Source organism: Streptomyces sp. NPDC058525, assembly GCF_042719495.1.
In the GTDB taxonomy this organism is placed as follows: Bacteria; Actinomycetota; Actinomycetes; order Streptomycetales; family Streptomycetaceae; genus Streptomyces.
On the sequence record NZ_JBHXNP010000073.1, the window covers coordinates 1 to 24,553 of the forward strand.

The 24,553-nt window shown below is 74.4% G+C and carries 20 protein-coding genes and 1 riboswitch; of the genes, 9 read left to right on the forward strand and 11 right to left on the reverse strand.

Annotation, left to right across the window (positions count from 1 at the left end; genetic code table 11):
• Positions 1–221 precede the first annotated feature (221 nt).
• From ACFWP3_RS28570 to ACFWP3_RS28585, 4 genes are all read left to right on the forward strand, one after another.
• On the forward strand, positions 222–1,322 hold the full coding sequence (locus ACFWP3_RS28570; protein ID WP_384226563.1) for a hypothetical protein: 1,101 nt from the start codon (positions 222–224) through the stop codon (positions 1,320–1,322).
• Positions 1,319–1,897, forward strand: coding sequence for a toxin-antitoxin system, toxin component (locus tag ACFWP3_RS28575; RefSeq protein ID WP_384226565.1), 579 nt, complete (start codon positions 1,319–1,321; stop codon positions 1,895–1,897). The genes ACFWP3_RS28570 and ACFWP3_RS28575 overlap by 4 nt, the downstream gene beginning before the upstream one ends.
• Before the next feature lie 70 nt (positions 1,898–1,967).
• Positions 1,968–3,401 carry an NAD(P)/FAD-dependent oxidoreductase gene (locus ACFWP3_RS28580; protein ID WP_384226567.1) on the forward strand — a complete coding sequence of 478 codons (1,434 nt, stop codon included), beginning with the start codon at positions 1,968–1,970 and terminating at the stop codon, positions 3,399–3,401.
• Positions 3,398–4,555, forward strand: coding sequence for a DUF6545 domain-containing protein (locus ACFWP3_RS28585; RefSeq protein ID WP_384226569.1), 1,158 nt, complete (start codon positions 3,398–3,400; stop codon positions 4,553–4,555). The genes ACFWP3_RS28580 and ACFWP3_RS28585 overlap by 4 nt, the downstream gene beginning before the upstream one ends.
• Before the next feature lie 72 nt (positions 4,556–4,627).
• On the opposite strand, the gene ACFWP3_RS28590 is transcribed toward ACFWP3_RS28585, so the two are convergent.
• Together ACFWP3_RS28590 and ACFWP3_RS28595 are read right to left on the reverse strand one after the other, a co-directional pair.
• Positions 4,628–6,142 carry a peptide MFS transporter gene (locus ACFWP3_RS28590; RefSeq protein ID WP_384226572.1) on the reverse strand — a complete coding sequence of 505 codons (1,515 nt, stop codon included), beginning with the start codon at positions 6,140–6,142 and terminating at the stop codon, positions 4,628–4,630.
• Between the two features lie 125 nt (positions 6,143–6,267).
• Positions 6,268–7,113 carry a bifunctional 5,10-methylenetetrahydrofolate dehydrogenase/5,10-methenyltetrahydrofolate cyclohydrolase gene (locus ACFWP3_RS28595; RefSeq protein WP_384226644.1) on the reverse strand — a complete coding sequence of 282 codons (846 nt, stop codon included), beginning with the start codon at positions 7,111–7,113 and terminating at the stop codon, positions 6,268–6,270.
• Positions 7,114–7,209: 96 nt separating this feature from the next.
• Positions 7,210–7,303: riboswitch (ZMP/ZTP riboswitch) on the reverse strand.
• Between the two features lie 64 nt (positions 7,304–7,367).
• On the opposite strand from ACFWP3_RS28595, the gene ACFWP3_RS28600 reads away from it, so the two are divergent.
• A complete protein-coding gene (locus ACFWP3_RS28600) occupies positions 7,368–8,129 on the forward strand; it encodes a class I SAM-dependent methyltransferase (RefSeq protein ID WP_384226574.1) in 762 nt (253 codons plus the stop codon).
• Between the two features lie 216 nt (positions 8,130–8,345).
• Positions 8,346–9,935 carry an RNA polymerase sigma factor gene (locus tag ACFWP3_RS28605; protein ID WP_384226576.1) on the forward strand — a complete coding sequence of 530 codons (1,590 nt, stop codon included), beginning with the start codon at positions 8,346–8,348 and terminating at the stop codon, positions 9,933–9,935.
• A 4-nt stretch (positions 9,936–9,939) separates the two neighbouring features.
• Here ACFWP3_RS28605 and ACFWP3_RS28610 read toward each other — a convergent pair whose 3' ends face one another.
• The 6 genes from ACFWP3_RS28610 to ACFWP3_RS28635 form a co-directional block, all read right to left on the reverse strand.
• Positions 9,940–11,730: a hypothetical protein gene (locus tag ACFWP3_RS28610; RefSeq protein WP_384226578.1), complete on the reverse strand. Its 1,791-nt coding sequence runs from the start codon at positions 11,728–11,730 to the stop codon at positions 9,940–9,942.
• Positions 11,727–12,788, reverse strand: a complete 1,062-nt coding sequence (locus ACFWP3_RS28615) for an ATP-binding protein (RefSeq protein ID WP_384226580.1) — start codon at positions 12,786–12,788, stop codon at positions 11,727–11,729. The genes ACFWP3_RS28610 and ACFWP3_RS28615 overlap by 4 nt, the downstream gene beginning before the upstream one ends.
• 98 nt (positions 12,789–12,886) lie before the next feature.
• Positions 12,887–13,336 (reverse strand): SRPBCC family protein, encoded by a 450-nt coding sequence (locus ACFWP3_RS28620; RefSeq protein ID WP_384226581.1) that lies wholly within the window; start codon positions 13,334–13,336, stop codon positions 12,887–12,889.
• A gap of 42 nt (positions 13,337–13,378) precedes the next feature.
• Positions 13,379–14,773, reverse strand: a complete 1,395-nt coding sequence (locus tag ACFWP3_RS28625; RefSeq protein ID WP_384226583.1) for an amino acid permease — start codon at positions 14,771–14,773, stop codon at positions 13,379–13,381.
• 75 nt (positions 14,774–14,848) lie between these two features.
• The gene (locus tag ACFWP3_RS28630; RefSeq protein WP_384226586.1) at positions 14,849–17,077 is read right to left on the reverse strand and encodes a phage holin family protein; all 2,229 of its coding nucleotides are present in this window, start codon (positions 17,075–17,077) and stop codon (positions 14,849–14,851) included.
• Positions 17,078–17,258: 181 nt separating this feature from the next.
• Positions 17,259–17,663 (reverse strand): hypothetical protein, encoded by a 405-nt coding sequence (locus tag ACFWP3_RS28635; protein WP_384226588.1) that lies wholly within the window; start codon positions 17,661–17,663, stop codon positions 17,259–17,261.
• Between the two features lie 150 nt (positions 17,664–17,813).
• On the opposite strand from ACFWP3_RS28635, the gene ACFWP3_RS28640 reads away from it, so the two are divergent.
• Positions 17,814–18,584, forward strand: coding sequence for an MBL fold metallo-hydrolase (locus ACFWP3_RS28640; RefSeq protein ID WP_384226591.1), 771 nt, complete (start codon positions 17,814–17,816; stop codon positions 18,582–18,584).
• Entirely contained in the window at positions 18,581–19,237 is a 657-nt protein-coding gene (locus ACFWP3_RS28645) for a DedA family protein (RefSeq protein WP_384226593.1), read from the forward strand. Before ACFWP3_RS28640 ends, ACFWP3_RS28645 begins: the two co-directional genes overlap by 4 nt.
• Before the next feature lie 11 nt (positions 19,238–19,248).
• Here ACFWP3_RS28645 and ACFWP3_RS28650 read toward each other — a convergent pair whose 3' ends face one another.
• The 3 genes from ACFWP3_RS28650 to ACFWP3_RS28660 all read right to left on the reverse strand — a co-directional run bounded on the left by ACFWP3_RS28650 (position 19,249) and on the right by ACFWP3_RS28660 (position 22,527).
• Positions 19,249–20,571: an MBL fold metallo-hydrolase gene (locus tag ACFWP3_RS28650; protein WP_384226596.1), complete on the reverse strand. Its 1,323-nt coding sequence runs from the start codon at positions 20,569–20,571 to the stop codon at positions 19,249–19,251.
• 19 nt (positions 20,572–20,590) lie between these two features.
• Positions 20,591–21,808, reverse strand: a complete 1,218-nt coding sequence (locus tag ACFWP3_RS28655) for an aminotransferase class I/II-fold pyridoxal phosphate-dependent enzyme (protein ID WP_384226598.1) — start codon at positions 21,806–21,808, stop codon at positions 20,591–20,593.
• 146 nt (positions 21,809–21,954) lie between these two features.
• Complete coding sequence (locus ACFWP3_RS28660) at positions 21,955–22,527, reverse strand: TIGR03086 family metal-binding protein (RefSeq protein ID WP_384226601.1); 573 nt, start codon at positions 22,525–22,527, stop codon at positions 21,955–21,957.
• A 223-nt stretch (positions 22,528–22,750) separates the two neighbouring features.
• On the opposite strand from ACFWP3_RS28660, the gene ACFWP3_RS28665 reads away from it, so the two are divergent.
• A complete protein-coding gene (locus tag ACFWP3_RS28665; protein ID WP_384226603.1) occupies positions 22,751–24,538 on the forward strand; it encodes an NlpC/P60 family protein in 1,788 nt (595 codons plus the stop codon).
• The last annotated feature ends 15 nt before the right edge of the window (positions 24,539–24,553 follow it).

The window sequence follows — 24,553 nt, forward strand, 5'->3', positions numbered from 1 at the left end:
GATCAGGATGGGTGCTGCGGCTTCCACCGGTCCGGCGGCGCCGAGACCCAGCGCCTCCACTCTCTTTCGCTCCTCCGTCCCAACTCCACTGCCATGCCAACCTTTTTTGAGCCGTACGGCAGGAAATGTTGTGTTACCGCTGGTTCGGCGCGGGGCGGGCGGCTAGGCTTCACGCAGCCCAGCCCCCTCGAACGTCTTGTCGACTTACGGAGAAGCAGCCGGTGCGAGCCGCCGCCCGACCCGATCTCACCGCGCTCTGGCGGCGCGTGGAGGAGCTGTCGGAGCGGCACGGGCAGGATCCGGCGCACGTGCTGGCCGTACCGCGGCTGAGCCACCTCTCCGGGGTCGAACCCGGCCGGATACCGGCGGTCATCGCGGGCCGGGCCGCGGAACTCCCCCTGGAACAAAGGGTGCACGAGCGCTTCCTGCGACTGCGCGCCACCCGCCGCGACAAGCACGGCCGGGAGTGGCCGCTCGCCGCCATCGCCGAGGACTTCGACGCGACCGGGGCCTCGCTGGGCCCTCTCAACGCGGGCACCGGACTGCTCCGGCTGGGCCACGCGGCCGGTGTGCAGCGGTTCTTCGGCGTGTACGCCGGCTTCCTGCTGGCCGACGGCAAGAGCGCCGTCGAACGGGCCCTCGCCCTCACCCCGGAGGGCCGCGACGACCTGGAGCACCTCTCCCACCTCACCGGCATGACCCCGCAGGCCATCCGGCTCACCCTCGACGGCAGACCGCCCCGGCTCCCGTTAAGGGAGCAGGTGCGGGAGCGGTTCGACCACCTGCGCCGCACCCGGGTACGGGAGGACGGCCAGCCCCACTCGCTGGCGGCCATCGCCAAGTCCTTCGACGCCTCGGGCCAGTCGCTGACCCGCCTCACCCAGGGCGAGGGCCTGCCGAACCTCGCCGCGGCCGCCGGGATCCAGCGGTTCTTCGGCGTGGAGGGCGGCTTCCTGATGTCCGACGACGCCGAGGCGCTCGGCACCACCCTCACCGCCCTCGCGCGCGAACTGGAGTGCGCGGAGCGGCAGCAGGAGAATCCGATGCTCGCCGTGCTGCGCGCGCACGACGTACGGAGCATCGTCACCCGGGCCGGCCGGCTCTCCCCGCGGGGCTGGAAGTCCCTCGCCGACCACCTGGACGACCTGCTCGCCCGGGAGGGCCAGCTCGGCCGGGAGGGCCGGCTCGGCCGCCCGGCGGGCGGCGACACCGGCGGACACCCGCCGGCCGTCGACCCGGCCCCCGAACGCCCGGCCGCCGACAGCCCCGCCCCGGAAGGCCCCGCCCCCGAAGGCCCGTCCGCCGAAGGGGGAGCGCGATGAGGACCACGCGTGCGATGCGCCGGCTCGCCGGGGAGCTGCTGGCGGACGTCCGGCTGTCTCCGCCGGCCGCGGCCGGCGAGATCATCGGGCGGCTGTGCTCCGCCTACGCGCGTCGCCGCGGCGGCCGCACGGTCGACTTCCGTTTCGCCTCCTTCCCGCCCGGCACCGCCAGCGGGCTGTGGCTGGAGATGGACGAGCGCGACCTGCTCGTCATCGAGGAGCGCACCCGCCCCGAGCACCAGCTCGTCATCGCCTGCCACGAGTTGTGGCACGTCGACGAGGGAACCTGCGACAGCCACGGGCCGGGCATGGCGGTGGCCGCGCGCCTGACGGGACGTCAAGGCGACCTGTCCGCACTGCTGTACTCCGATGCCGGACTCACCGAGGTGATCCGGCAGGCCGCCGCCCGCGCCGACCACGGGGATCCGGCGGAGATCCGCGCCGAGATCTTCGGCCTGCACCTCGGCAAACTCCTCAGGCCGTACCTGCCTCCACCCCGGGAAGAGCAGTTCCCCGAGGCGATCGAGCGCATCAAGACCTCGCTCGGCTGGGGGAGCCCCGTGTCACGACGGTGACCGGCCCCGCCCCAGCCCGCACCCCTCGCGCCGATGCCCTCAGCACGGCCCCGACAGAGAGCACGACACGATGACCCAGCCTTCCCCGCCCCGCCACGCCGTCGTCATCGGCGGCAGTCTGGCCGGCCTGCTCGCGGCCGCCGTCCTCGCCGACCACGCGACGGTCACCGTCGTCGACGCGGACCCCCTCCCCGAGGGCCCGGCGCCGCGGCGCGGACTGCCGCAGGCCCGGCACACCCATCTCCTGTGGTCCGGCGGTGCCCGCGCGATCGAGAAGATCCTGCCCGGCATCACCGACGACTGGACGGCCGCGGGCGCCATCCGCCGTAGCCTGCCCACCGACCTGGTGACCAAGACCGCCCAGGGCTGGATCCCGCGCTGCGGGGAGAAGCAGTTCAACATCTCCTGCAGCCGCGACCTGCTCGACTCGGTGGTCCGCACCCGGGTAACCGGCCTGAAGGGCGTGACCACCCTCCAGCAGACCCGCGTCCGGGCCCTGGAGGGCACGGCGGCCCGGGTCACCGGCGTCCGGGTCGACACTCCGGAGGAGCAGGGCCTGCTGCTGTCCGCCGACCTCGTGGTCGACGCGAGCGGACGCGGCTCGCGCGCCCGGACCTGGCTCCAGGCCCTGGGCGTGACCGGGATTCGGCAGGCCGAGGTCGACTCCGGCCTCGTCTACGCGACGAGGATCTTCGAAGCCCCGGCCGGAGCCCACGAGATGGGCTTCCCCATCGTGAACGTGCAGTCGGACCCGCGGGTGCCCGTCCCCGGGCAGACCGCCACGATCGTGCCCATCGAGAACGGCCAGTGGCAGGCCACCCTCTCCGGCACCCGCGGCGGCCAGCCGACCGGCGACCCCGACCGGTTCATCCCCTTCGCCAAGAGCATCCGGGACCCGATCGTCGGCGAACTCCTCGAGGGCAGGAAGCCCCTGACGGACGTCGCCGTCACCCAGGGCACCGCCAACCGCCGGATCTACTTCGAGAAGGCCGAGCTGCCCGACGGGTTCTTCGCCGTCGGCGACTCGGTCGCCACCTTCAACCCGCTCTACGGACAGGGCATGACGGTCGCCGCCCAGGGTCTGCAGGCCGTACGCACCCTGCTGCGGCAGAAGGGGCTCGCCCACCCCGGCTTCGGCCGCGAGGCGCAGCGCGTGATCGCCCCGCAGGTCGCGACCGCCTGGGAGCTCGCCACCTCGCAGGACATCCTGTATCCGGGGGCTACCGGGATGAAGCTGCGGGCCGGAACCGGCCTGCTCAACGCGTACGTCAACCGGCTGATGACGGGCGCCACCACCCACGAGGCGCTCACCGCCGCCCTGTTCAAGGTGCTGACCATGAGCAGCGGGCCCGCCCACTGGCTGCACCCGTCGGTGGTCTGGCACGTCCTGCGCGCGTCGCAGCGCGGCGCGCTCAAGGCGCCGCCGCTCACCGCCGCCGAGCGGGCCGTCGCCGGGCTCGGCCCGGTACCCGGCCCGGCCGACCCCGTCGGACAGGCCCGGTGAGCGAGGAGATCCTGCGCTACCTGCCGGGATCCGTGATGATCCTGGCGCTGCTGATCAAGGCGCCCGCGCTGCGCCGGGGATGGGACCAGCCCCTGAACCGGGCCGCGTGCGCGCTGCTCGTCGTGGGCGCCCCCCTGACGTTCCTGGCGTCGCCGTCGACGATCTCCACGGTCAACCGGCTCACCGGCGTGGTCAACTTCTCCGCGCCGCTGGTGTTCGGCCTGATCACCGTCTTCTCGGGGACCTGCGTCGTGCTGGTCCTCCAGTGGGGCGGCGGCCCGCCCGCGGCCGTGCGGCGGGCCACCCGGCTGACCGTGGCCGCGTTCGGCTCGGTGACCGTGGCGATCGTGGTGCTGTTCGTGATCGGCGACGCGCCGGTGGAGCGGCTGCGGGACCTGGACACGTACTACGCGACGACTCCGTGTATCCGCGAGATGATCGTCTGCTTCCTGCTGGCCCACACCGTCGGGACCTCGGCGCTGACCGTGCTGTGCGGGAAGTGGCTGTGGCGCGCCGACCGTTCGCTGCGCCCGCTGCGCACCGGGCTGGCGCTGATCGTCTTCGGCGGGCTGCTGGACCTGGCCTACCTCGCCCTGAAGTGGGCCTCGGTGACGGCCCGCTGGGCCGGCCGCGACTGGGTGGTCCCGGCGGACCTGTCGCTGGGGCTGGCCTACGGGGCGGCCCTGATGATCGGTGCGGGGTTCGTCGCGCCGCTGGTCGGCGGGTCGGCGGCCTGGCAGGACTTCGGCCGGTACCGGCGGCTGCGCCCGCTGTGGAAGGCGCTGCGCGGGTGCGCCGGCGCCCGGGCCCGGACGGTTCCGCTGGCCTGGTGGTCGCCGGTCGGGATCCGCCTGGTCCACCGCGAGTCCGTGATCGACGACGGCATCCTGGCGCTGGCCCCCTGGTTCGACCCGGCCGTACGGGACACCGCGTACGAGGTGGCGCGCGGGCAGGGGCTGGGCGAGGCCCGGGCCGCCGTGGTCGCGGACGCGGCCATGCTCGCCGCGGCCTGCCGCCGCCGGGCGGCTGCCGCGGAGGGCGGGCACGCGGACCCGTACCGGCTGGACAGCGGCCCGCTGGACTCCCTGGCCCGGGAGTTCCGCGCCTCGCCCATCGTCGCCGCGGCCCGCGAGGGGGCCACCGCCGGGACCTGAGCGGCGGCGCGCGGGCCGGGCGGCCGTACGGGCCGCCCGGATCCCCGCCCGGATCCCCGCCCGGATCGACGGTCAGGCGACCGCCGGCACCGGCTCGCGCGCGGCGGCCGCGGCCTCGCCGGTGAGGACCTTCAGGCGGCGGGTGAAGTAGACCATCACCGCACCCGCCGCGATGACCATGGCGCCCTGCCACAGGAAGTTGAGGCTCTGGCCGATCACCGCGTCCAGCCGCGGCAGCTGCGCCCCGATGGCGTCGCCGGTGGCGGCGGCCAGGAACCAGACGCCCATCATCTGGTTGGTGAAGGCGCGCGGCGCGAGCTTGGTGGTGACCGACAGGCCCACCGGGCTCAGGCACATCTCGCCCATGACCTGGATGACGTACACGCCCACCAGCCACATCAGCGAGACCTTCACGCCCTTGGAGGCGATGGCCGCCGCGCCCGACATGACCACGAAGGAGGCGCCGGTCAGCAGCAGGGCCAGGCCGAACTTGAACGGCGTGCTCATGCGACGGCCCCGCCGCACCCAGAAGGCGGCGAAGAGCGGGGCGAGGACGATCACGAACAGCGCCGGCAGGGACTGGGTCCAGCTGGCCGGGATGTGCCAGCCGAGCAGGGACAGGTCGGTCTTCTGGGCGGCGAACATGTTCAGCTCGTTGCCCATCTGGTCGTACACCAGCCAGAACAGCGTCGCGGCCAGGAAGAGCCAGACGTAGGCGCGCAGCCGGGTCTTCTCGACGGGCGTGACCTTGGGGCTGCGGTACATCGAGAACAGCACGCCGGCGGGCACGACGACGGCGACCACGGTGAGCACGAAGGTGATGCCGTCGATGCTCAGGGCGTGTCCGGCGGCGAGCAGGGCGATCAGCACGGCCGTGAAGACCAGGCCGTACGAGGACGTGCGCCGGATCCTGGACCGCTCGGCGGGCGTCAGCCGCACCACGGGCTCCTCGCGCAGCTGCCGCGCGAGCCTGCGGCCGCCGAGGACGTACTGGACCAGGCCGAGGGCCATGCCGACGGCGGCGGCGCCGAAGCCGAGGTGCCAGTCGACCTCCTCGCCGAGGTAGCCGACGACGAGCGGGGCGATGACCGCGCCGAGGTTGATGCCCATGTAGAAGATCGAGTAGCCGGCGTCGCGGCGCTGGTCGTCGTCGGCGGCGTAGAGGCGGCCGACGAGGGCGGAGATGTTGGGCTTGAGCAGGCCGGTGCCGATGACGATGAGGACCAGGCCGGGCCAGACGAGGGCGGGCTGCGGGAAGGCCATCAGGACGTGCCCGGCCATGATCACCACGCCGCCCCACAGGACGGCCCGGCGGGCCCCGAGGAAGCGGTCGGCGATCCAGCCGCCGGGCAGGGCCAGGAGCGAGATCATGGCCATGTAGACCCCCTCCACCGCCTCCGCGGTGCCCTCGTGGAGGCCCATGCCGCCGTGGCCCCGGGAGGCCGCGAGGAAGTGCACGAGGATCGCGACCATGCCGTAGAGGCTGAAGCGCTCCCACAGCTCGGCGAGGACGAGGGTGGCGAGCCCCCGCGGGTGCCGCGCGGGGCGCCGGGGCTGCTGCGTCTGCGTATCCGTCGGTCCGTTCACCTCCCCAGTGCAGCGCCGCGGCCCGGGTGCGGGGATCGGTCCTTCGACCTGTTACCGGGGGAAACGCGACGCCCCGTACCGAAGGGCCCGGGGCGTTCGCCGTACGGAGGGGGGTGCGGGGCGGGTCAGAGGTCCGCGAGCGCCGGCCCGGCCTGTGCGGCGGCGGCCTGGACGGTCTGCTCCAGCAGCACGGCGATGGTCATCGGGCCGACCCCGCCCGGCACCGGGGTGATCAGCGAGGCGCGGGCGGCGGCGGACTCGAAGTGCACGTCGCCGACGTTGCCCTCGTTGTACCCGGCGTCCAGGACCACCGCGCCCGGCTTGATGTCCTCGCCGCGGATGAATTCGGCCTTGCCCACGGCGGCGACCAGCACATCGGCCTGGCGCACGATCGAGGGGAGGTCCACGGTGCGGGAGTGGCAGTAGGTGACGGTGGCGTTCTGCTCGAGCAGCAGCATGCCGGCCGGCTTGCCGAGGATCGCGCTGCGGCCGACGACCACGGCGTGCTTGCCGGTGAGGTCCACGTCGTAGGCGGCGAGCAGGCGCATGATGCCGCCGGGGGTGCAGGAGACGAAGCCGGGCAGTCCGAAGCCCATGGCGGCGAAGGAGTGCATGGTGACCCCGTCGACGTCCTTGCCGGGGGCGATGGCCTCGAAGGCGGCGCGCTCGTCGATGTGGTGCGGGACGGGGTGCTGGAGCAGGATGCCGCTGATCTCCGGGTCCTCGGAGAGCGCGGTGAGGGTGGCCACCAGCTCCTCGGTGGTGGTCTCGGCCGGCAGCTCCACGTGGCGGGAGGTGATCCCGGCCTTGGCGCAACGGTTCTGCTTCATGCGCACGTACGTGACGGAGGCGGGGTCCTCACCGACCAGCACGGTCGCCAGACAGGGCGCGGTGCCGGTGCGCTCGGTGAGCTCGGCCGCGAGGGCGGCGGTCTGCTCCGAGATGCGGCGGGCGAGGGCGGTGCCGTCCATCAGCCGCGCCGTGGCCGTTTCGGCGGCAGGAGCGGCGGAAGGGGCGGAGGAGGTCTGGGCAGTCGTCACGGGGTCTCCTGAACGTCGCTGCGGATCGCGGTTCGCCCAGGCGCGCGGCAGTCGGCGTACGAGACGTACGCGGGCCGCTCCCCGGTGGTGATCCACCCGAACGCCAGTCACGGCCCGCCGCCCACTGTAGTCGACGGCCCGGTAATCCGGTGGTTGACCGGCGCCCGACCTGGGACGATCCAGACATGACGCGTACTTTCGACCATCTCGTCGCCGAGGCCGAAGCGGTCTCCGTGGACGGCTGGGACTTCTCGTGGCTCGACGGCCGGGCCACCGAGCAGCGCCCGTCCTGGGGCTACCAGCGGCTGCTCGCGCAGCGCCTGGCCCGGGCCCGGTCCGCCCTGGACATCCAGACCGGCGGCGGTGAGGTGCTCGCCGGCGCGGGCCCGCTGCCCCCGCTGACGGCGGCCACCGAGTCCTGGCCGCCGAACATCGAGCGGGCGACCCGGCTTCTGCACCCGCTGGGCGCGGTGGTGGTCGCCGACGCCGACGAGCCGCCGCTGCCCTTCGGCGACGAGGCCTTCGAGCTGGTCGCCAGCCGGCATCCGGTGACCGTCTGGTGGGAGGAGATCGCGCGGGTCCTGCGGCCCGGCGGCACCTACCTGTCCCAGCAGGTCGGTCCGGCGAGCGTCTTCGAGCTCGTCGAGTACTTCCTCGGCCCGCAGCCGGAGGAGGTCCGGCGCGGCCGGCACCCCGACGACGCCGTGCGCGACGCCGCCGCGGCCGGCCTCGAAGTCGTCGATCTGCGCTCGGAACGGCTGCGCACGGAGTTCCACGACATCGGAGCCGTGATCTACTTTCTACGGAAGGTGATCTGGATGGTGCCCGGCTTCACGGTCGGGCAGTACCGGGACCGGTTGCGCGAGCTGCACGAACAGATCGAGCGCGAAGGCCCGTTCGTGGCGCACACCGCCCGCTTCCTCGTCGAAGCCCGCAAAACGGGCTGACGATCGGGGGCGGACGGATCTGGCGCGGATAGGTTGCGCGGCCACAGCGTGGCGCAGGTCACTCAATTCAGCGCGTAACGAATCGACTCGGGCATGCGATGAACCGACAGGCGTCCTCGCGCGGCCCCGGAATACAGACCCCCCTCGGGTCTGTTTCCCGAGTTCGCGCGATGATGTCCCGCCCACCCTTTATCTGTTCGCAACGAGAGGCTCCTTGTGTCGCTCAGCCCGTCCCGTACGTTCCCTCCGGAGATCGCCGAATCCGAGGCCCTCGTCGCGCTCGTCGAGCGCGGCCGCGAGCAGGGTCACATCAACGGTGACGACGTGCGCCAGGCCTTCGAGGCCGGCCGCATCCCGGTGGACCAGTGGAAGCGGGTCTTGCGCAGCCTGAACCAGGTCCTGGACGAGGAGGGTGTCGCCCTCCACGTCAGCGCCGCCCCCGCCACGAAGGCTGCTGCCAAGAAGCCCCGCAAGGCAGCCGCCGCTCCGGCCCGCACCGTGGCCAAGAAGGCGACCGCGGCGCCGCGCCCCATCGGCGCGCGCAAGACCTCGGCCGCCGCACCCCCGGCCACCGCTGCGGCGATATCCGCTCCGTCGGCCTCCGCCACCGAGGACGAGGCGGCGGCCGAGGCCGCTGCCGAGCCGAAGAAGCGGACGGTCAAGAAGACCGCGACCGCCGCGAAGAAGACCGCCACCAAGAAGACGGCGGCGAAGAAGACCAGCGCCAAGGACGCCGACGAGGGCGAGACCCCCGCGGCCGAGGGCGAGGACTGGGCAACCGAGGACCTCGCCGACGAGGCCGAGGAGGAGGCTCCCAAGGCCGGGGGCACCCAGGGCTTCGTCCTGTCCGACGACGACGAGGACGACGCTCCGGCGCAGACGGTCATGGTGGCCGGCGCCACCGCCGACCCCGTCAAGGACTACCTCAAGCTCATCGGAAAGGTGCCGCTCCTCAACGCCGAGCAGGAGGTCGAGCTCGCCAAGCGCATCGAGGCCGGCCTGTTCTCCGAGTACAAGCTCGAAGAGGAGGAGGACCACAAGCCCGCGTTCAAGCGCGAGCTGGAGATCCTCGTCGAGGACGGCCGCCGGGCGAAGAACCACCTGCTGGAGGCCAACCTCCGTCTCGTGGTCTCCCTCGCCAAGCGCTACACCGGCCGCGGCATGCTCTTCCTGGACCTGATCCAGGAGGGCAACGTCGGCCTGATCCGCGCCGTGGAGAAGTTCGACTACACCAAGGGCTTCAAGTTCTCCACGTATGCGACCTGGTGGATCCGGCAGGCGATCACGCGTGCCATGGCCGACCAGTCGCGCACCATCCGCATCCCCGTGCACATGGTCGAGATCATCAACAAGCTCGCCCGCGTGCAGCGCCAGATGCTCCAGGACCTGGGCCGCGAGCCCACCCCGGAGGAGCTGGGCAAGGAACTCGACATGACCCCCGAGAAGGTCATCGAGGTCCAGAAGTACGGCCGCGAGCCGATCTCCCTGCACACCCCCCTGGGTGAGGAGGGCGACAGCGAGTTCGGTGACCTCATCGAGGACTCCGAGGCGGTCGTGCCCGCGGACGCGGTCTCCTTCACCTTCCTCCAGGAGCAGCTCCAGTCGATCCTGGGCACGCTCTCGGAGCGCGAGGCGGGCGTGGTCTCCATGCGCTACGGCCTCAACGACGGCCAGCCGAAGACGCTGGACGAGATCGGCCGCGTGTACGGGGTCACCCGTGAGCGCATCCGCCAGATCGAGTCCAAGACCATGTCGAAGCTGCGCCACCCGTCGCGTTCGCAGGTCCTGCGCGACTACCTCGACTAGGCCCTCAGGCCAGTCGGAAGACGGGCCCCTTGGGGGTGAACGGCAGGGTGGCACCCTGCGGAACCAGATAGGCGTGCTCGCGCCGGATCCGCAGGGTGTCGCACCACCCGTCCGTGATCACCAGCACCGGGGCCCCGGGCGGGAAGTCCTCCGCCCGCTGGAGCAGGTCGATGCCCGGTTGCAGCACCGTCCCGCCCCGGCCGCGCACCTTCACCCGGCCCGCGATCTCGGCCGGGGGCACATAGCCCGCGTCGTACGGGGCCGCGTCGCAGAACACGACGCGGGCCGCCGGTACCTCGCGGGCTTCGGCGTACGAGGCGATCGCGCCGAGCGCCTTGCCGAGCAGGGCCGCGTTCATCGAACCCGAGGTGTCGAGCACCACCCCGAAGGTGCAGCGGGCCGTCTCCTCGGGCGGGAAGTACCGGCCGGCGCGCGGGATGTCCGGGGTGGACGCCTGACGGCGCGCCGGGCGGGCGTACGAGCGGACGGGCACCGGACGCGGCACGTACTCGTCGAACCAGCGGGCGAGGCGCGCGTCCCAGGGCACCGGAGGATGGGCGAGCGCCCGGATCTCCTGGATCAGCCCGGCGGGCAGCATCCCGCGCTTCCCGTATTCGTGCAGGTCGAAGCCCTGGGTCAGGCCGCGCCGGTAGAAGTCGTCGAGATCCGCGTACGGGACGCTGCCCGGGTGGGCGAGCGGCTCGCCCAGGATGTCCCCGAGGCCCTTGCCGCGCAGGGTCGCGAGGCGGCGCATGCGTCGCAGGTCGGTGGTGATGCGGTCGTAGACCTCTTCGACCGAGAGGTCCCTCAGCGCCGGGTCGTACAGCAGCCCCTCGGGCATCTCCCCGACGGCCATCTCCACGAGCCAGCCGTTCACCACGTAGTCGGCGGCGACGTTGTGCAGGTACGGGTCGCGGGCGCCGCGGCGCTCGCCGTGGCGCAGCGCGGCGTGCAGCATCTCGTGGGCGAGGATGAACCGCCATTCGCCGTCGGTGAAGACCCGCAGCGGGTTGACGTAGATCTCCCCGGCGCTCGCGCTGACCGCGGCGACGGCGATGTCCTGGGAGCGGGCCAGCTCGGCGTCGGCGACGATCCGCAGCCCCGCGGCGAGCCCGCCGAGGAGCGGGTAGGAGGAGACGAACCAGTTCAGGGCGCGGTCCCAGGGCTTCGGCCGGTGGTCCTCGCGGCCGGCCGCCCGCTCCATGGTGGCCGAGACGGCGCGGGTGAGGGCGTGGGCGAAGGCCGTCTCCCAGTCGGGGACCGCCGCGCCGTCGAAGGGGCGCCAGGTGGCGAGGACCTGGTCGGGCTGGTCCCCGGCGGCCCCGCAGTGCTCGTAGGCAGCCGGGATGCCGTCGCGGCGCCAGCGGGCGGCGAGCAGCTCCTCGTCCCCGCCGGGGTACTCGGCGGGCAGGTGGTCGGGGGCGCGGCCGGCCGGGGAGGTCAGCAGGAAGCGGTTGACCACGGTGCAGCGGGCGGCGAGGTCGAAGCGGTCGGGCTGCGGCCGGTCGGCGTCCTTGGCGGCGGGGACGTGCCCGAAGCCGAGGTGCAGCAGGCAGTGGGCGATCGTCCAGGCCCATTCCGCGGGTTCGGCGAGCCGGGTGGGGTGGGCGTGGACGGTGCCGTTGGAGGTCACGACGGCGAGGCCGCGGACGGGGGCCGCCGCGCAGTCGGCGTCGCGGCAGACGGAGGCCGCGACGGCGGCGAGGGCCGGGTTCCGCTTGACCAGGGCGAGGCCTTCGGCGAAGGCCTGGGTGGCGGGGTCGGGCTTGGCCTTCTTCTGCGTACGACGGCTCACCGGCGGGCCTCGACCAGCCGGGGCATGTCGCGGGCGGCCTCGACGAGGAACCATGCGGGCAGCACGGGCAGGCCGTCGGCGTCGTCGGCGATGACGGTCTGGGCCACCTCGACGGAGATCTCGGCGAGCTGCACGAGCAGTGATTTGGCCCGGTAGGCGGTCTGCCGGACGGCGGGCGAGAGGTGCTCGCGCTGCGCGGGGAGTTCCTTGACCAGGCGGCCCCGGAAGGCTTCGGCGAGGTAGTAGAGCAGGTCGCGGTCGGCGAGGCGGGTGGGCCAGGAGGCGTCGCCCTTGAGGATCGCCTCGATGCCGAAGGTGTGGCGGACGATCTTCGCGTAGCCGCAGAAGGAGACGGCGTGGGCGGGGGTGAGGGTGCCGTGCGCGACGACCTTCAGGGTCTGCTCGTCCAGGCCGGTCCCGAAGGAGTGCAGGGCGTCGGAGAGCATGTGCCAGGAACGCGGGGTGGAGAACGCCTCTTCCGTCTTGGGGGGCTGGGACCAGAGGTGGTCGGGGCGGTCGGTGAGGTAGTCGGTGACCCAGGGGTGGATGCCGTTCTCGCCGGCCCAGACCAGCCAGTCCCCCGCGGACGCCTGGAGGTGGACGTGGGTGAGGCGGTTGACGAGGGCGGAGGCGATGGGCCGGGCCAGGGCGTTGTCGGTGGCGCGGTTGCCCGCGCCGATCACGATGGAGCCCGCGGGCAGCTCGTAGGAGCCGATCCGGCGGTCCAGGATCAGCGAGTAGAAGGCCTTCTGGACGTCGGGGCTCGCGGCGTTGAGCTCGTCGAGGAAGAGGCAGTACGGCTCGTCGCGGGCGATGGCCTCGGGCGGGCAGAAGACGGACCGGCCGTCCCGGATCTGCGGTACGCCGATCAGGTCCTCGGGGGCGAGCTGGGTGCCGAGCAGGCTGACGCATTCCAGGCCGAGGGAGTCGGCGAACTTCCGCACGAGCGAGGACTTGCCGATGCCGGGCGCCCCCCAGAGGAACACGGGCCGCACGGTGGCGAGGCCGAGGAGCAGTTCGGGGATCTGGGCGGGGGTGACGGTGACGGCGGCCTGCACGGGTGGGGACGTCCTCGGGGGTTCGGGTGCTGTGGTGCGGCCAGTGTGGCCGTACCACGGCACCCCGGGCATCCCGTTTTTCGCCGTGCGCCCCGCGGTCAGCTCGCGGAGTGCTCCAGCAGGTGCTTGAGCTTCTCCTCGCTGCGGGGCATCTCCTTGCGGACCAGGGGCTTGACCGCGAGGGGCACCAGTGCCCGGCCCATGCCGTGGCCCTCGAAGTCGAGGGACAGGGTGACGCGCGAGCGCGTGCCGTCGTCGAGGGGTTCGATGTAGCCCCGGAGGTCCGGGCGGACCGGCCCGTCGATGCCGTGGACGTGCCAGCTCCGCGGCGGGTCGAGTTCCGTGTACTCCATGGTCGTGGGGACCCTGCGCCGGCCGATCTGCCGGGTGACGAGGACCCTCGAACCGATGTGGACGGGGAGGTCGCCCAGGGGGACGGCGGACACGGCGGTGTCCTGCCACTCCGGCAGGTGCGTGGGGTCCGTGACGTACGCGTAGACGTCCTCGGGCGTGCGGTCGATGTCGATGCTGTTGCTGATCGCGGACACGGCGACCCCCTGGAGCCCCCCTGGCGGCCCTGTCCTTCCAAGCTACCCCGCGGGTGAGGCGGTCGCGCGGCGCCTGCGGGCGGCCATCACGGCATAGACCGCGACGCCCGCGAAGAGGAAGAGCACGCCCTGGTAGACGGCGGCGTAGCCGGAGCCGGCCACCAGCCACATGGAGAAGGCGAAGGCCAGGCCGGCCAGGACGCCGTCGCGGACCAGGCGGCCCCGGTGGACCCGCTCGGCCTGGCCCGAGAGGAGGAAGTAGAGCTGCGCGGCGGTGGAGAGCAGGTACGGGACGGTCGCCGTGAAGGTGGTGACCAGGACCAGGATCTCGAAGACGCCCTCGGAGCCGGCCGTGTAGTTGTAGACGGTCAGGGCGGAGGCGAGGACCACGGTGACGACCACGCCGACCACCGGGACACCGCGCTTCTTCGTCTCGAAGACCTTCGGGAAGAGCCCGTCCTTGGCGGCGGCGTACGGGGTCTGCGCGCTGAGCAGGGTCCAGCCGTTGAGGGCGCCGACCATCGAGACGACGGCCGCGCAGGCCACCGCGGTGCCGCCCCAGGTGCCGCCGAACATTGCGTTGACGGCGTCCGTGAAGGGGGCCTGGGAGGAGACGAGGGTGTCGTGGGCGACCAGGCCGAAGACGGCGAGGGTGCCGAGCAGGTAGACGGTGGCCGCGCCGACGGTGCCGAGGATGGTGGCCCGGCCGACGTTGCGGGCGGGGTCGCGGACCTCGCCGGCGCTGACGGCAGCGGACTCGACGCCCAGGTAGCTGAAGAGCAGGATCGCGGCGGAGGCGGAGACGGCCCCGACGGCGGTCTGGTCGGTGGCCCGGAAGGGGCCGAGGTTGGCCGGGTCGAAGAACAGCAGACCGCCCACGGCGACGAGCAGCAGCGGGGCGAACTTCAGGACGGTGGCGACGAGTTGGACGGCGCCGACGTACCGGGTGCCGGCCAGGTTGGCGAGCGCCGGCAGCCACTGCACGACGAGGGCGGCCAGGCACATGGACCACTGGTGCGCGCCGATGGCGGGGAAGAGCACGCCGAGGTAGCCGACGGCCGCGACCGCGAGGGCCGCGTTGGAGACCCAGGTGGTGATCCAGTAGCTCCAGGCGGCGAGGAAGCCGGCGAAGTCGCCGAACGCGGCCCGGGCGTAGACGTACGGGCCGCCGGTCTGCGGGTGCCGCTGGGCGAGGCGGCCGAAGACGAGGGCGAGGGCGACCGCGCCCAGGGTGAGCACGGCGAAGGCGACGAGGCTGATGGTGCCGAAGGGGGCCACCGACGCGGGCAGGAGGAAGATGCCGCCGCCGATGATGTTGCCCATGACCAGGCAGGTGGCGACGGGCAGTCCGAACCGCCGGTCGCCGCGCGGCTGGGGCTCGGGCTGGGGCTCCGCAGGCCTGGGAGTTTCGGTGGGCGGGGCTGCGGTGCTGGTCATCGGTGGTGCGCCTCGGGGTGTCTCACATGGTGGGCAGGTCCCCACATGGTTGACCACGGTCAAGGAGGTACCAAATCACCGGGTTTCGTCCGGCACGGGGCACCCTGCGGAAGGAAACGTTCCGCCCGGGGCGCGCAACGGCCGGGAAATCTCCTCCCGCTCCGGAACGGGGTGGTACGGCGCGGCCTCCGCGCCCGGCCCGGCCTCCGCGGCGGGGCGCGGCTCGGCAGCGGGGCGGAGCCCGGTCTCCGGATCGCGGCCGTCGGTGCGGGCGTGCGGCCGGTGGTCCACCGGGACCTGCGGGCCGTCCGCCTCCCGCAGCCAGCGCCGCAGTACGCCGTGCACCGCCTCGGCGCCCACCAGCTCGCCGTCCGGGTCGGACAGCTCCGTCGGCCACATCAGGAACGGGTGCCCCTGCTCCCCGCCCAGGCCTCCGTGCGAGCCGATCTGCTCCTCGAAGGCGTGCACCTCGCCCGTCCGCGGGTCGTAGGCCGAGTTCACCATCACGTCGGCGACGTGCGGGAAGGTGTCGGTCCGGCGCACGGCCGCGGCCGCTCCGGGCCCGAACGGAGCCAGCAGTTCCTCGGCCTCCCCGGGCACGTCCAGGCGGGCCACCGCCCCGCCGGGGCCCAGCACCACGCCGTCCACGAGCACGAAGCCCACGCCGGGGTGGTTCGCCAGGGTCGTCAGCAGGGCCGGGTGCGTGCGCTCGATGCGCGCGCGTGAGGCCCGGCCGGGGACGTCCGGGAAGGAGATCAGCCCGAGGTTGCCGGAGGCGAGCACCACCGGGTCGGAGCCGCGCCGCGGATGGGCCTCCTCGTCCTCCTCCACCGGCCGGTGCAGCGCCGCCAGCACGGCCGCCCGGGCCTCGGCGCCGCTGCGGGTGCGGCCGGCCCGGCGCGAGACGGGCAGTCCGCAGCCCGCCCGGACCAGGTCCTTCAAGGTGAGCCCGTACCGCCCGAGGAAGGTCTCCCCCGGGCTCTGCCCGTGGTCGGAGAGCAGCACGATCCGGTAGGCGCGCGGCGCGTGCTCGGCGACCCGGGCGATCATCGCGAGGCTGCGGTCGAGGCGCGCCAGCACCTGGTCGGTGTCCCGGCCGTGCGGGCCGGAGTGGTGCGCGACCTCGTCGTAGGCGACCAGGTCGGCGTAGACGGCGGCGCGCCCGGCCAGCATGTCGCCGATCACGGCGGCCACCACCACGTCCCGTTCGACCACCGTCGCGAAGGCCCGGATCAGCGGGTACAGCCCGCCGCGCGCCACGCGCGGCCGGTCCCCGCGGATCCGGGCCCGCAGCGACTGGCCGATCTCACGGGCCACCTCGGCCACGAAGGACAGGGCGGTGCGGACGGCGTTGGCCGGATCGGAGAAGTACGCGAAGTAGCCGGCGCGGGACCGGTTCGCGCGGCCCCGGCGGGCGGACACCGAGAGCACCAGCGCCAGCTGGTCCGCTCCCCCGCTGAACAGGTTGCCGCGGCTCGCCCCGTCGAGGGTGAGCAGCCCGCCGTCCGCGGTCCGCGCCACGGCGCGCCGTTGGAGCTCGGCCGCGCTGGTGGGCCGGTTGCAGACGACCACCTCGCCGGTGTCCTTCTCGTACCAGCGGAAGGCGGGCACGTCGAAGGTGGAGCCGTGCAGGATGCCGAGCTGGCTGGCGCCGGTCTGGCTCGACCAGTCGGTGCGCCAGGGCGCGATGCGGTGGCTGCCGACCAGCCAGCCGGCGACGGACGGCATCAGGCCCTCGCCCGCGGCCCGGCGCAGCGTCTCGTACCCGACCCCGTCGAGCTGGAGGAAGACCAGCCCGGGCGCGGACTCGTCGGCCCCGGGCGCGCCCGCCCGCTGCTGCCTGCGCCGGCGCCGGTCGGCGAGGCGGTAGAGGCGCCGCCGGTAGGCCTCGTCGTCACGGACGGCGAGCGCCGTCGAGGTCGCGGAGGCCACGGCCGACATCACGGCGGCCACCACCACGGCCGTTTCGGGGGCCGCCTCGCCGCGCCCGGCGGGGATAAGGCTCAGGGCTATCAGCAGCAGGGAGCCGTTGAGGAAGAAGACGAGCAGCCCGAGCACCAGGGCGGGCACCAGCAGCAGGGCCCTTACGAGCACGGGCCAGACCAGCGCGCTCAGCAGGCCGAAGGCCCCGGCGCCCCAGGCCGCCGTCAGCCCGATCTGCGTGATGCTGTCGCCGTCACCGGACTGGAGCCGGAAGTCCGGCAGGATGCCGGCGAGCGCGAGCATCGTCAGGGTGGACACCGCCCAGACGAGAACCACCCGTACCAGGGCGCCGCCCGCGGTCCGCCACCGTCCTCGCCACACGCCGCAACCTCCCGCGAGCCCGTCCCGCCTTCCAGGCTCGCACAGCGCGGCCCGCCCGGCCGGACGACACGGACGGCGCACCGGTGTGCGGGCCGGGCCCGGTCCGGCGGGCGGTCGCCGGTGCTGTGACCCGAAGGGTTCACCGGATCGCGGCGCCCGGCAGACCTTCCCGGCAACAGCACTAGGTGCCGTCGTAGCCTGCCGTCGGCATGGACAGCCGGCGGTGCACCTCCGCCTTCATCGCCGGGGTGTACGGGGGCTCCTGGTGTCCGGCGGTCTCCAACCGCACCCCGCGCCGCTCGCACTCGGCGCTGAACTCCTCGACGGAGCCCAGCGCGCGGGCCAGCACCCGCTGGTTGGCGGCGACGAAGAGGTCGACGTGCCCGGCGTCGACGTCGGACCACAGTCCGCAGTGGTCGGCGCGCAGCCCGTAGACGAGCAGTTGCCTCGTGACGACGTACCCGCGGTCGGCGGCCCACCGCGCGCACACGGCGTGCTGGCTGCGGGTGTCCACGGCGAAGGGGTCGGCGTCGAGTTCCTCGAGCGGGGCCAGGCTGGCGATCGCGGCCACGCGCAGCTCTTCCATGCCGCCCGACCCTACTCCGATCCGCCGCCGGGGAGGAGGGGCGGCGGCCTTCCGGTTCCGGGCGGATCGGCGGGGCAGCCTTTAGGGTCGTGGGAGCCGTGCGCAGCGGTGCGGGGCGTACGGCTCCGCGAGGGAGGGAGGCCGGTACCGGTGGAGGTCACCTGGTGGGGTCATGCCACGTGCACGGTCGAGGACTCCGGGGTGCGGCTGCTGACGGACCCGCTGTTCGCGCGGCGGCTGGCCCATCTGCGGCGGCGGCGCGGTGCGGTGCCCCCGCCCGAGGCGGCGCGGGCGGACGTGGTGCTGGTCTCGCACCTGCACGCCGACCACCTGCACCTGCCCTCGCTGGCGCGGCTGGAGCCCGGCACCCGGCTGCTGGTCCCGCGCGGTGCGCGCCGGGCCGTGCCGGGGCTGGCCCGGACGGCCGGGCTGCGCGGTCTGACGGTGGCGGAGGTGGCGCCGGGCGAGGAGGTGCCCGTGGGGAGCGGCGTACGGGTGCGGGTGGTCAGCGCCCTGCACGACGGGCGGCGGCTGCCGTTCGGGCCGCAGCTCGCACCGGCCCTCGGGTACGTGGTCCAGGGCGCGGCCCGGACCTACTTCGCCGGGGACACCGGGCTGTTCGCGACGATGGCCGAGGAGGTCGGACCGGTGGACGTGGCCCTGCTGCCGGTGGGCGGCTGGGGCCCGTACCTGGGGCCGGGGCACCTGGACGCGGGGCGGGCGGCGCGGGCGCTTGCGGAGCTGGCCCCGGCGGCGGCGGTCCCGGTGCACTACGGGACGTACTGGCCGATCGGGATGGACGCGGTGCGTCCGCACGAGTTCCACGCGCCGGGCGAGGAGTTCGCGCGGCGCGCGGCGCGGCTGGCGCCGAAGGTGACGGTACGGGTCCCCGCGCACGGCGAGCGGGTGCGGCTGCCGTGACCTGGGCCTGGGGCGAGTTCGCGGTGGCGGCGGCCGGTCAGGTGCCGCCGGAGACCACCCAGCAGGCGGTGGGCTACCCGGCGTTGTTCGTGCTGGTGGCGCTCGGCGCGCTGGTGCCGGTGATCCCGACGGGGGCGCTGGTGAGTTCGGCCGCGGTAGTGGCGTTCCATCAGGAGTCGCTGCCGTTCGGGGTGTTGCTCGTATTCGCGGTGTCGGCGCTGGCGGCGTTCACCGGGGACGTCGCGCTGTACTGGCTCGGCCGGCGCGGGGTGCGTTCGCGGGGCGGCTCGCGCTGGCTCGAGGCGCTGCGGGGCCGGGCCACGCCCGAGCGGCTGGAGCAGGCGCAGGCGCGGCTGGACGAGCACGGCGTACTGGTCCTGGTGGTGTCCCGGCTGGTTCCGGCGGGCCGGATCCCGGTGATGCTGGCCTGCCTGCTGGCGGAGCTGCCGCTGCGCCGCTTCGCCCGCGGCGACGGCCCGGCCTGTCTCGCGTGGGCGGCGACGTACGGCCTGATCGGCATCCTGGGCGGCTCGCTCTTCTCGGAGCCCTGGAAGGGCGTCGCCCTGGCGGTGGGCCTGACCTTGCTGATCAGCGCGGGTCCGGCGGTGTGGCGGCGGATCCGGCCGGGGCGGGGCCGGCCGGTCCGGGGCTAGCCGGGGCGGGGCTAGCCGGGGCGGAGTCCGGTCGGGCCGAGGCTGCGGGAGGCGCCGATCGGGAGGTCCCAGAGGTGTTCGCGGGGCAGGGCGGCGCGGGACCAGGCGGCCCGGACCCGGTGCAGGGGTTCCATGACCGGTTCGGCGGACAGGACGAAGGCCGCCCAGTGCATGGGGGCCATCCGCCGGGCTCCGAGGTCGAGGAAGGCCTGTACGGCCTCCTCGGGGTCGGCGTGGACGTCGCCGAGCCACCAGCGCGGGGCGTAGGCGCCGATGGGCAGCAGCGCCAGGTCGATGCCGGGGTGGCGGCGGCCGATTTCGCCGAACCAGTGGCCGTAGCCGGTGTCCCCCGCGAAGTAGATCTTGCGCGGGGCGGGGCTGCGGGTGTCGGTGAGGATCCAGCCGCCCCACAGGGAGCGGCAGGTGTCGATCAGCGAGCGCTTGGACCAATGGTGGGCCGGTACGAACTCGAAGCGCACGCCGTCCAGTTCGGCCGACTCCCACCAGTCGAGCTCGGTGACCCGGGTGAAGCCGCGGCGGCGGAACCAGCGGGCCAGGCCGGCCGGGACGAAGAGCGCGGTGTGCCGCGGCAGCCGCTTGAGGGTGGGGGCGTCGAGGTGGTCGTAGTGGTTGTGGCTGATGACCACCGCGTCCACCGGCGGCAGGTCCGCCCAGCGCACTCCGACGGGCGTCATCCGGGACGGGGTGCCGAGGATCCGCCGGGACCAGACGGGGTCGGTGAGCACGGTCAGCCCGCCGGTCCGCAGCACCCAGCTGGCGTGCCCGGCCCAGGTCACGCAGACCGAACCGGGGCCCGCCGGGGGCAGCGGGGCGGGCGCGAAGGGCAGGTCGGGGATCCCGCGCAGCCCTTCCGGCCCGGGCCGGAAGGCACCCTCCCGCGCGAGCCGCGCGAAGCCCCGGACACCGGGGAGCGGGGTGGTGAGCCGATCCGCGAACGAACGGGGCCACCGCCGATGCTCCCCGATCGGCCGCGGCCCCGCCACCCCGCCCACGGGGCCAACCCCGCCGCCCCGCCCGCCGGCCGCGGCGGCCGACGCGGCGGCGGGGGCGGGCGCAGAAGCGGGAGCGGCAGGGCCGGGGGCAGGCGCAGGAGCGGCGGGGCCGGGGGCGGAGGCAGGCGCGGGAGCCGCGGGGCCGGGGGCGGGGGCTGCCTCGGCGGGTGGGGTGAACGCGAGGGCCGGGGCAGGCGCGGCGACGGGGCCGGAAGCGGGGGCAGGTGAAGGAGCGGCGGGGCCGGGGCCGGGGGTGGCTTCGGTGGGTGGGGTGGGCGGACGGTTGGGCATGGGGCGGGCTCCGTTCACCGGGGTGGGCATCAGGTCACCGGGGTGGGCATCAGGTCAGGCCGGCCAGGACCGATCCGAGGAGGTCCAGGGAGCGCCGTACGTGCGGCAGCGCGAGCGGGTCGGGGGCGGCGAGGGCGGCCAGCCGTTCCTCCGGAGTGGCGCCGAGCAGCGGCCCGGTGGACAGCCGTACCCGCAGGGCCACCGGTTCGTCCGCGAACCGCTGCCCGCCGGGCGTGGGCGCCCCCAGCCGGGCGCCGAGCCAGTCCTCCAGCTCCATGGCGTCGCCGACTCCGTGCCGCGCCAGCCCCTCCCGCAGCGGGGTCAGGTCCGCGTAGAGGTGCCGGCCGGCCTCCGGGGGCCGGGCCAGCGCCCCGACGGCGAGGAGCTCCCGGTGCGCGGCGGCGGCGACCGCGCCGTGCAGGGCGGCGGCCGCGTAGGCCCGTCCGGCGACGGCGTCGGGTTCTTCGAGGGCGTACGCGGCGGCCCCGGCGACCGGGCCCGCGACGAGCGCGCCGGTGGCGGTCAGGACGTCGAGGGTGCGGGCGCGCAGCCAGGTCCCGCGGGGGGTGTCGGGGAAGCGGACCACGGCGGCGGGCCAGCCGGCGGGCAGCAGCGCCCCGGACAGGTCGACGAGGACGGCCGCCCGGTCGGGGAGCATCTCGGCGGGGCTCAGGACCAGGGTGTCGTGCGGCCGGTGGACGGTGTCGCGCCAGCTCTCGTCGCTGACGACGAAGAGCCCGGCGGATTCGGCGGCCTCGCAGGCCTCGCGCAGTATCTCGGGCGGCGGCACGGTCGCGGTCGGGTCGTCGGCGACCGACAGGAGCAGCACGCGCGGGTCGCCGCCCTCCGCGCGCACCCGCCGTACGGTCTCCAGCAGGGCGTACGGGTCGGGGATGCCTCCGCATTCGGCCGGCGTCGGCACGTGGTAGGCCCGCCGTCCCAGCAGCCGGACCTGCGGGGTCCACCAGGCGGGACAGGGCCGGGGCAGCATCACGTCGCCCCCGTACGCGCCGAGCAGCGCGAGCAGCAGCCCGGGGGCTCCGGGCCCGGCGGCCACGTTCTCCGGGGTGGTGAGCAGTCCGCGGCGGCCCCAGTGACGGCAGGCCGCCTCGCGGACGGCCTCCCCGCCGCCGGGGGGTTCGGGCGCCGAGCGTCCGGCGGCCGCGGCGAGGACGCCGACGAGTCCCGGGAGCACGGGCAGACCGGGCTCGGGGGACGGCGGGCCGTACCGGACCGGGCCGCGGCCCTCCGCCGTGGTGCGCTGCATCCCCTCCACCGTCGCCCGCCTTCCGCGCTCGTCCCGCTCCGCTCCTCCAGCCCTGACCTTTATACGATTAATCGGGGCACTACGCCCGCTTACGCCCACTTACGCCCGCTTTCGATATCCGGACCGGCCCCGGGGGCTCCGGGGGCTCAGCCCCGCCTCCCCAGCAGCCCCAGCAGCCTCGTCTGCGCGTCCGCCCCGGCCGGAACCTCGAGCGGAGCGGCGTACATCCCGCTCGCCGCGAGCCCGTCGGCGTACGGCATGACCTCCTTGATGGAGAACTCCACGAGGCCGTCGGGCAGCCGGTCGTCCGCGCCGATCGCCCGGGACAGGTCCCAGGTGTGCGCGACGCAGTCGGCGGTCAGCTCGGAGCAGTACGCGGAGCCCAGCGCGGGCCCGTAGGAGAGCCGGACGGTCCGGTCGAGCGCCCCGGGTGCGGCGAAGGCGGCGTGCGCGGCGGCGGAGGCCCGCTCCCAGGCCGCGACCGGGTCCTCGCCCAGCACGTCGCCGGAGAACGCGTCGCCCATCTCGGCGACCGTGCGGCCCTCGGAGACCAGCGGCGGGATCCAGAGCTGCTCACCGGTGACGTGGTTGACCAGATCCCGCACGCTCCACTCCGAGCACGGGGTCGGCGCGTCCCACTGGGCGTCCGCGACGGCGCGCAGCCGCTCGCCGAAGAGGCTCAGCGCCTCGGCGTGCCGCTCCAGCAGCGATTCCGGCATGGCTCCCACCACCCTGGTGTGACCGGTCCCCCTGGGCCCCACTCTCCTCGCCCCCACAGGGCCCTGCCAGCCGGGCCGCGGCAAGCGGGAGACGGGCGAGGAGGGCGGGGCGGGGGGCGGCGTCCGGCGGGGCGGGGGACGGCGTCCGGCGGGGCGGGGCACGGCGTCCGGCGGGGCGGGGGGCGGCGTCCGGCGGGGCGGGGGCCCGTCGGATCATGTCCGCATGTCATTCGCATCCCGTCGCAACGTCCTGACCGTCCTCGCCTCCGCGGCCGCGGCCGTCCCACTCGGCTCCATGACCGCCGCGGCCTCGCCCAGATCCGCCGCACCGGCCGCAGCCCCCGCCGCCGCCCCCGCCGCCGCGCCCGCCGCGCTCGCGGGCGCGCCCGTGCCGCCGTCCCTCACCTCGCCGCGGTCCTCGGTCACCATGCCCCCGCTGGAGCCGTCCTACTTCGCCCAGGTCTCCCTCGGCGCCCTGTCCGCGAAGGTGCTGCCGGGCACCCCGGAGCGCACGGAGATCACCTCCGGGGGCGCCCGGGTGGCCGTGCTGACCAAGGGGGCGCGCACGGTGGTCGTGACCGGCCCCGAGCGGACCTTCACGGAGAACAAGCAGTCCTTCGCCGACGACTTCCAGCGCACCCTCCCCGACCCGGCGCTGCCGGCCGCCGAGCGCAAGTACTGGGGCACCTCCCCCGGCGGCGGCAGCTGGTCCACGCTCGGCCCGGCCGACACCGACTACTCGGTGGTCCCGGGCAGCGCGGTCATCGCGCTCACGACCGACTACGCCAGCCGTCACGCCACCCTCCGGGACGACGAGATCACCGACGTCGACGTCCGCGCGGTGGCGAAGTTCGACAAGGTGCCGACCGGCCAGGCCTGTTCGTACGCGCTGTCCTTCGGCTACCAGGACACGCACAACAACTACCGGGCCCGGCTGTCCTTCCTGACCTCCGGCGCGGTCGAACTGCGCGTGGAGAAGGAGGTCGCCGACACCGTCACGCAGCTGGCCACGGCCGCCACCCTGGCCACCGGCGTCCCGGCGGGCACCAACTGGACGATCCGCGTGCGCCGCGAGGGCACCCGGATCCAGGTCAAGGCCTGGCGCACCGACTCCGCCGAGCCCGCCGCGTGGGCCGTGGACGTCACCGACGCGACCTTCGCCAAGGGCCGCGTGGGCCTGCGCGCCCTCGCCAACCAGGGCTGCACGAACCTCCCGGTCAAGCTGGTGGTCAGCCGCTTCCAGGTGGACGCCGCGACCTGGCAGCAGCAGCCGTCCGTCACGCACACCTCCTGGGTACGGGTCCTGCCCGCGCCCTTCGACGGGACCTGGACCCCGGAGCTGGAGCAGACCGTGCGCGGCTGGGCCGCCTCCGCCGCCCCGGACGTCCTCGCGTACGCGGCCATGTTCCTCGCCGGGGCGCCGGCGGTGACCGCCGGCGCGGGCCCGGCCGCGGGCAAGCAGGTCCTGGGCAAGGCCGGCTACGGCTACCTGGACCCGCAGGGCTTCCGCTACGAGGGCGCCGACTTCCACGAGTACATGAACCTCGGCTGGACCTTCCCCGACGGCACGTACACCGGGCCGTCGAGCAAGCAGGTCGGCAACCTCGACTGCTCGGGCTACACGCGCATGGTCTACGGCTACCACATGGGCGTGCCCGTGGCCGCGGGCGAGGACACCTCCAAGACCCGCATCCCCCGCAAGTCCCGCCACATGGTGGACCACGCGCCCGGTGCGCGGATCGACCAGACGAACGGCACGGCCCCGCCCGCGGCCCAGCAGCTCCAGCCCGGCGACCTGCTCCTCTTCAACGCCGACTCCGGTGACGACACGGTGACCGTCACCGTCGACCACGTGGGCATCTACCTCGGCCTCGACGCCGCCGGCAAGCGCCGCTTCCTCTCCAGCCGCAAGACCGGCAACGGACCGACCATGTCCGACCTGGGCGGCGCCTCGCTCCTCGACGGAACCGGCACGTACGCGCAGAAGCTGCACACCGTGCACCGCATCTGACGGGGCGCCGGGCCC

Excerpts from the sequence above, each read along its gene's own strand:
- ACFWP3_RS28575 (WP_384226565.1), top strand. The coding sequence starts at position 1,319 with ATGAGGACCACGCGTGCGATGCGCCGGCTCGCCGGGGAGCTGCTGGCG.
- ACFWP3_RS28580 (WP_384226567.1), top strand. The coding sequence starts at position 1,968 with ATGACCCAGCCTTCCCCGCCCCGCCACGCCGTCGTCATCGGCGGCAGT.
- ACFWP3_RS28595 (WP_384226644.1), bottom strand. The coding sequence starts at position 7,113 with ATGGACGGCACCGCCCTCGCCCGCCGCATCTCGGAGCAGACCGCCGCC.
- ACFWP3_RS28600 (WP_384226574.1), top strand. The coding sequence starts at position 7,368 with ATGACGCGTACTTTCGACCATCTCGTCGCCGAGGCCGAAGCGGTCTCC.
- ACFWP3_RS28625 (WP_384226583.1), bottom strand. The coding sequence starts at position 14,773 with ATGACCAGCACCGCAGCCCCGCCCACCGAAACTCCCAGGCCTGCGGAG.
- ACFWP3_RS28635 (WP_384226588.1), bottom strand. The coding sequence starts at position 17,663 with ATGGAAGAGCTGCGCGTGGCCGCGATCGCCAGCCTGGCCCCGCTCGAG.
- ACFWP3_RS28650 (WP_384226596.1), bottom strand. The coding sequence starts at position 20,571 with ATGCCCACCCCGGTGAACGGAGCCCGCCCCATGCCCAACCGTCCGCCC.
- ACFWP3_RS28655 (WP_384226598.1), bottom strand. The coding sequence starts at position 21,808 with ATGCAGCGCACCACGGCGGAGGGCCGCGGCCCGGTCCGGTACGGCCCG.
- ACFWP3_RS28660 (WP_384226601.1), bottom strand. The coding sequence starts at position 22,527 with ATGCCGGAATCGCTGCTGGAGCGGCACGCCGAGGCGCTGAGCCTCTTC.
- ACFWP3_RS28665 (WP_384226603.1), top strand. The coding sequence starts at position 22,751 with ATGTCATTCGCATCCCGTCGCAACGTCCTGACCGTCCTCGCCTCCGCG.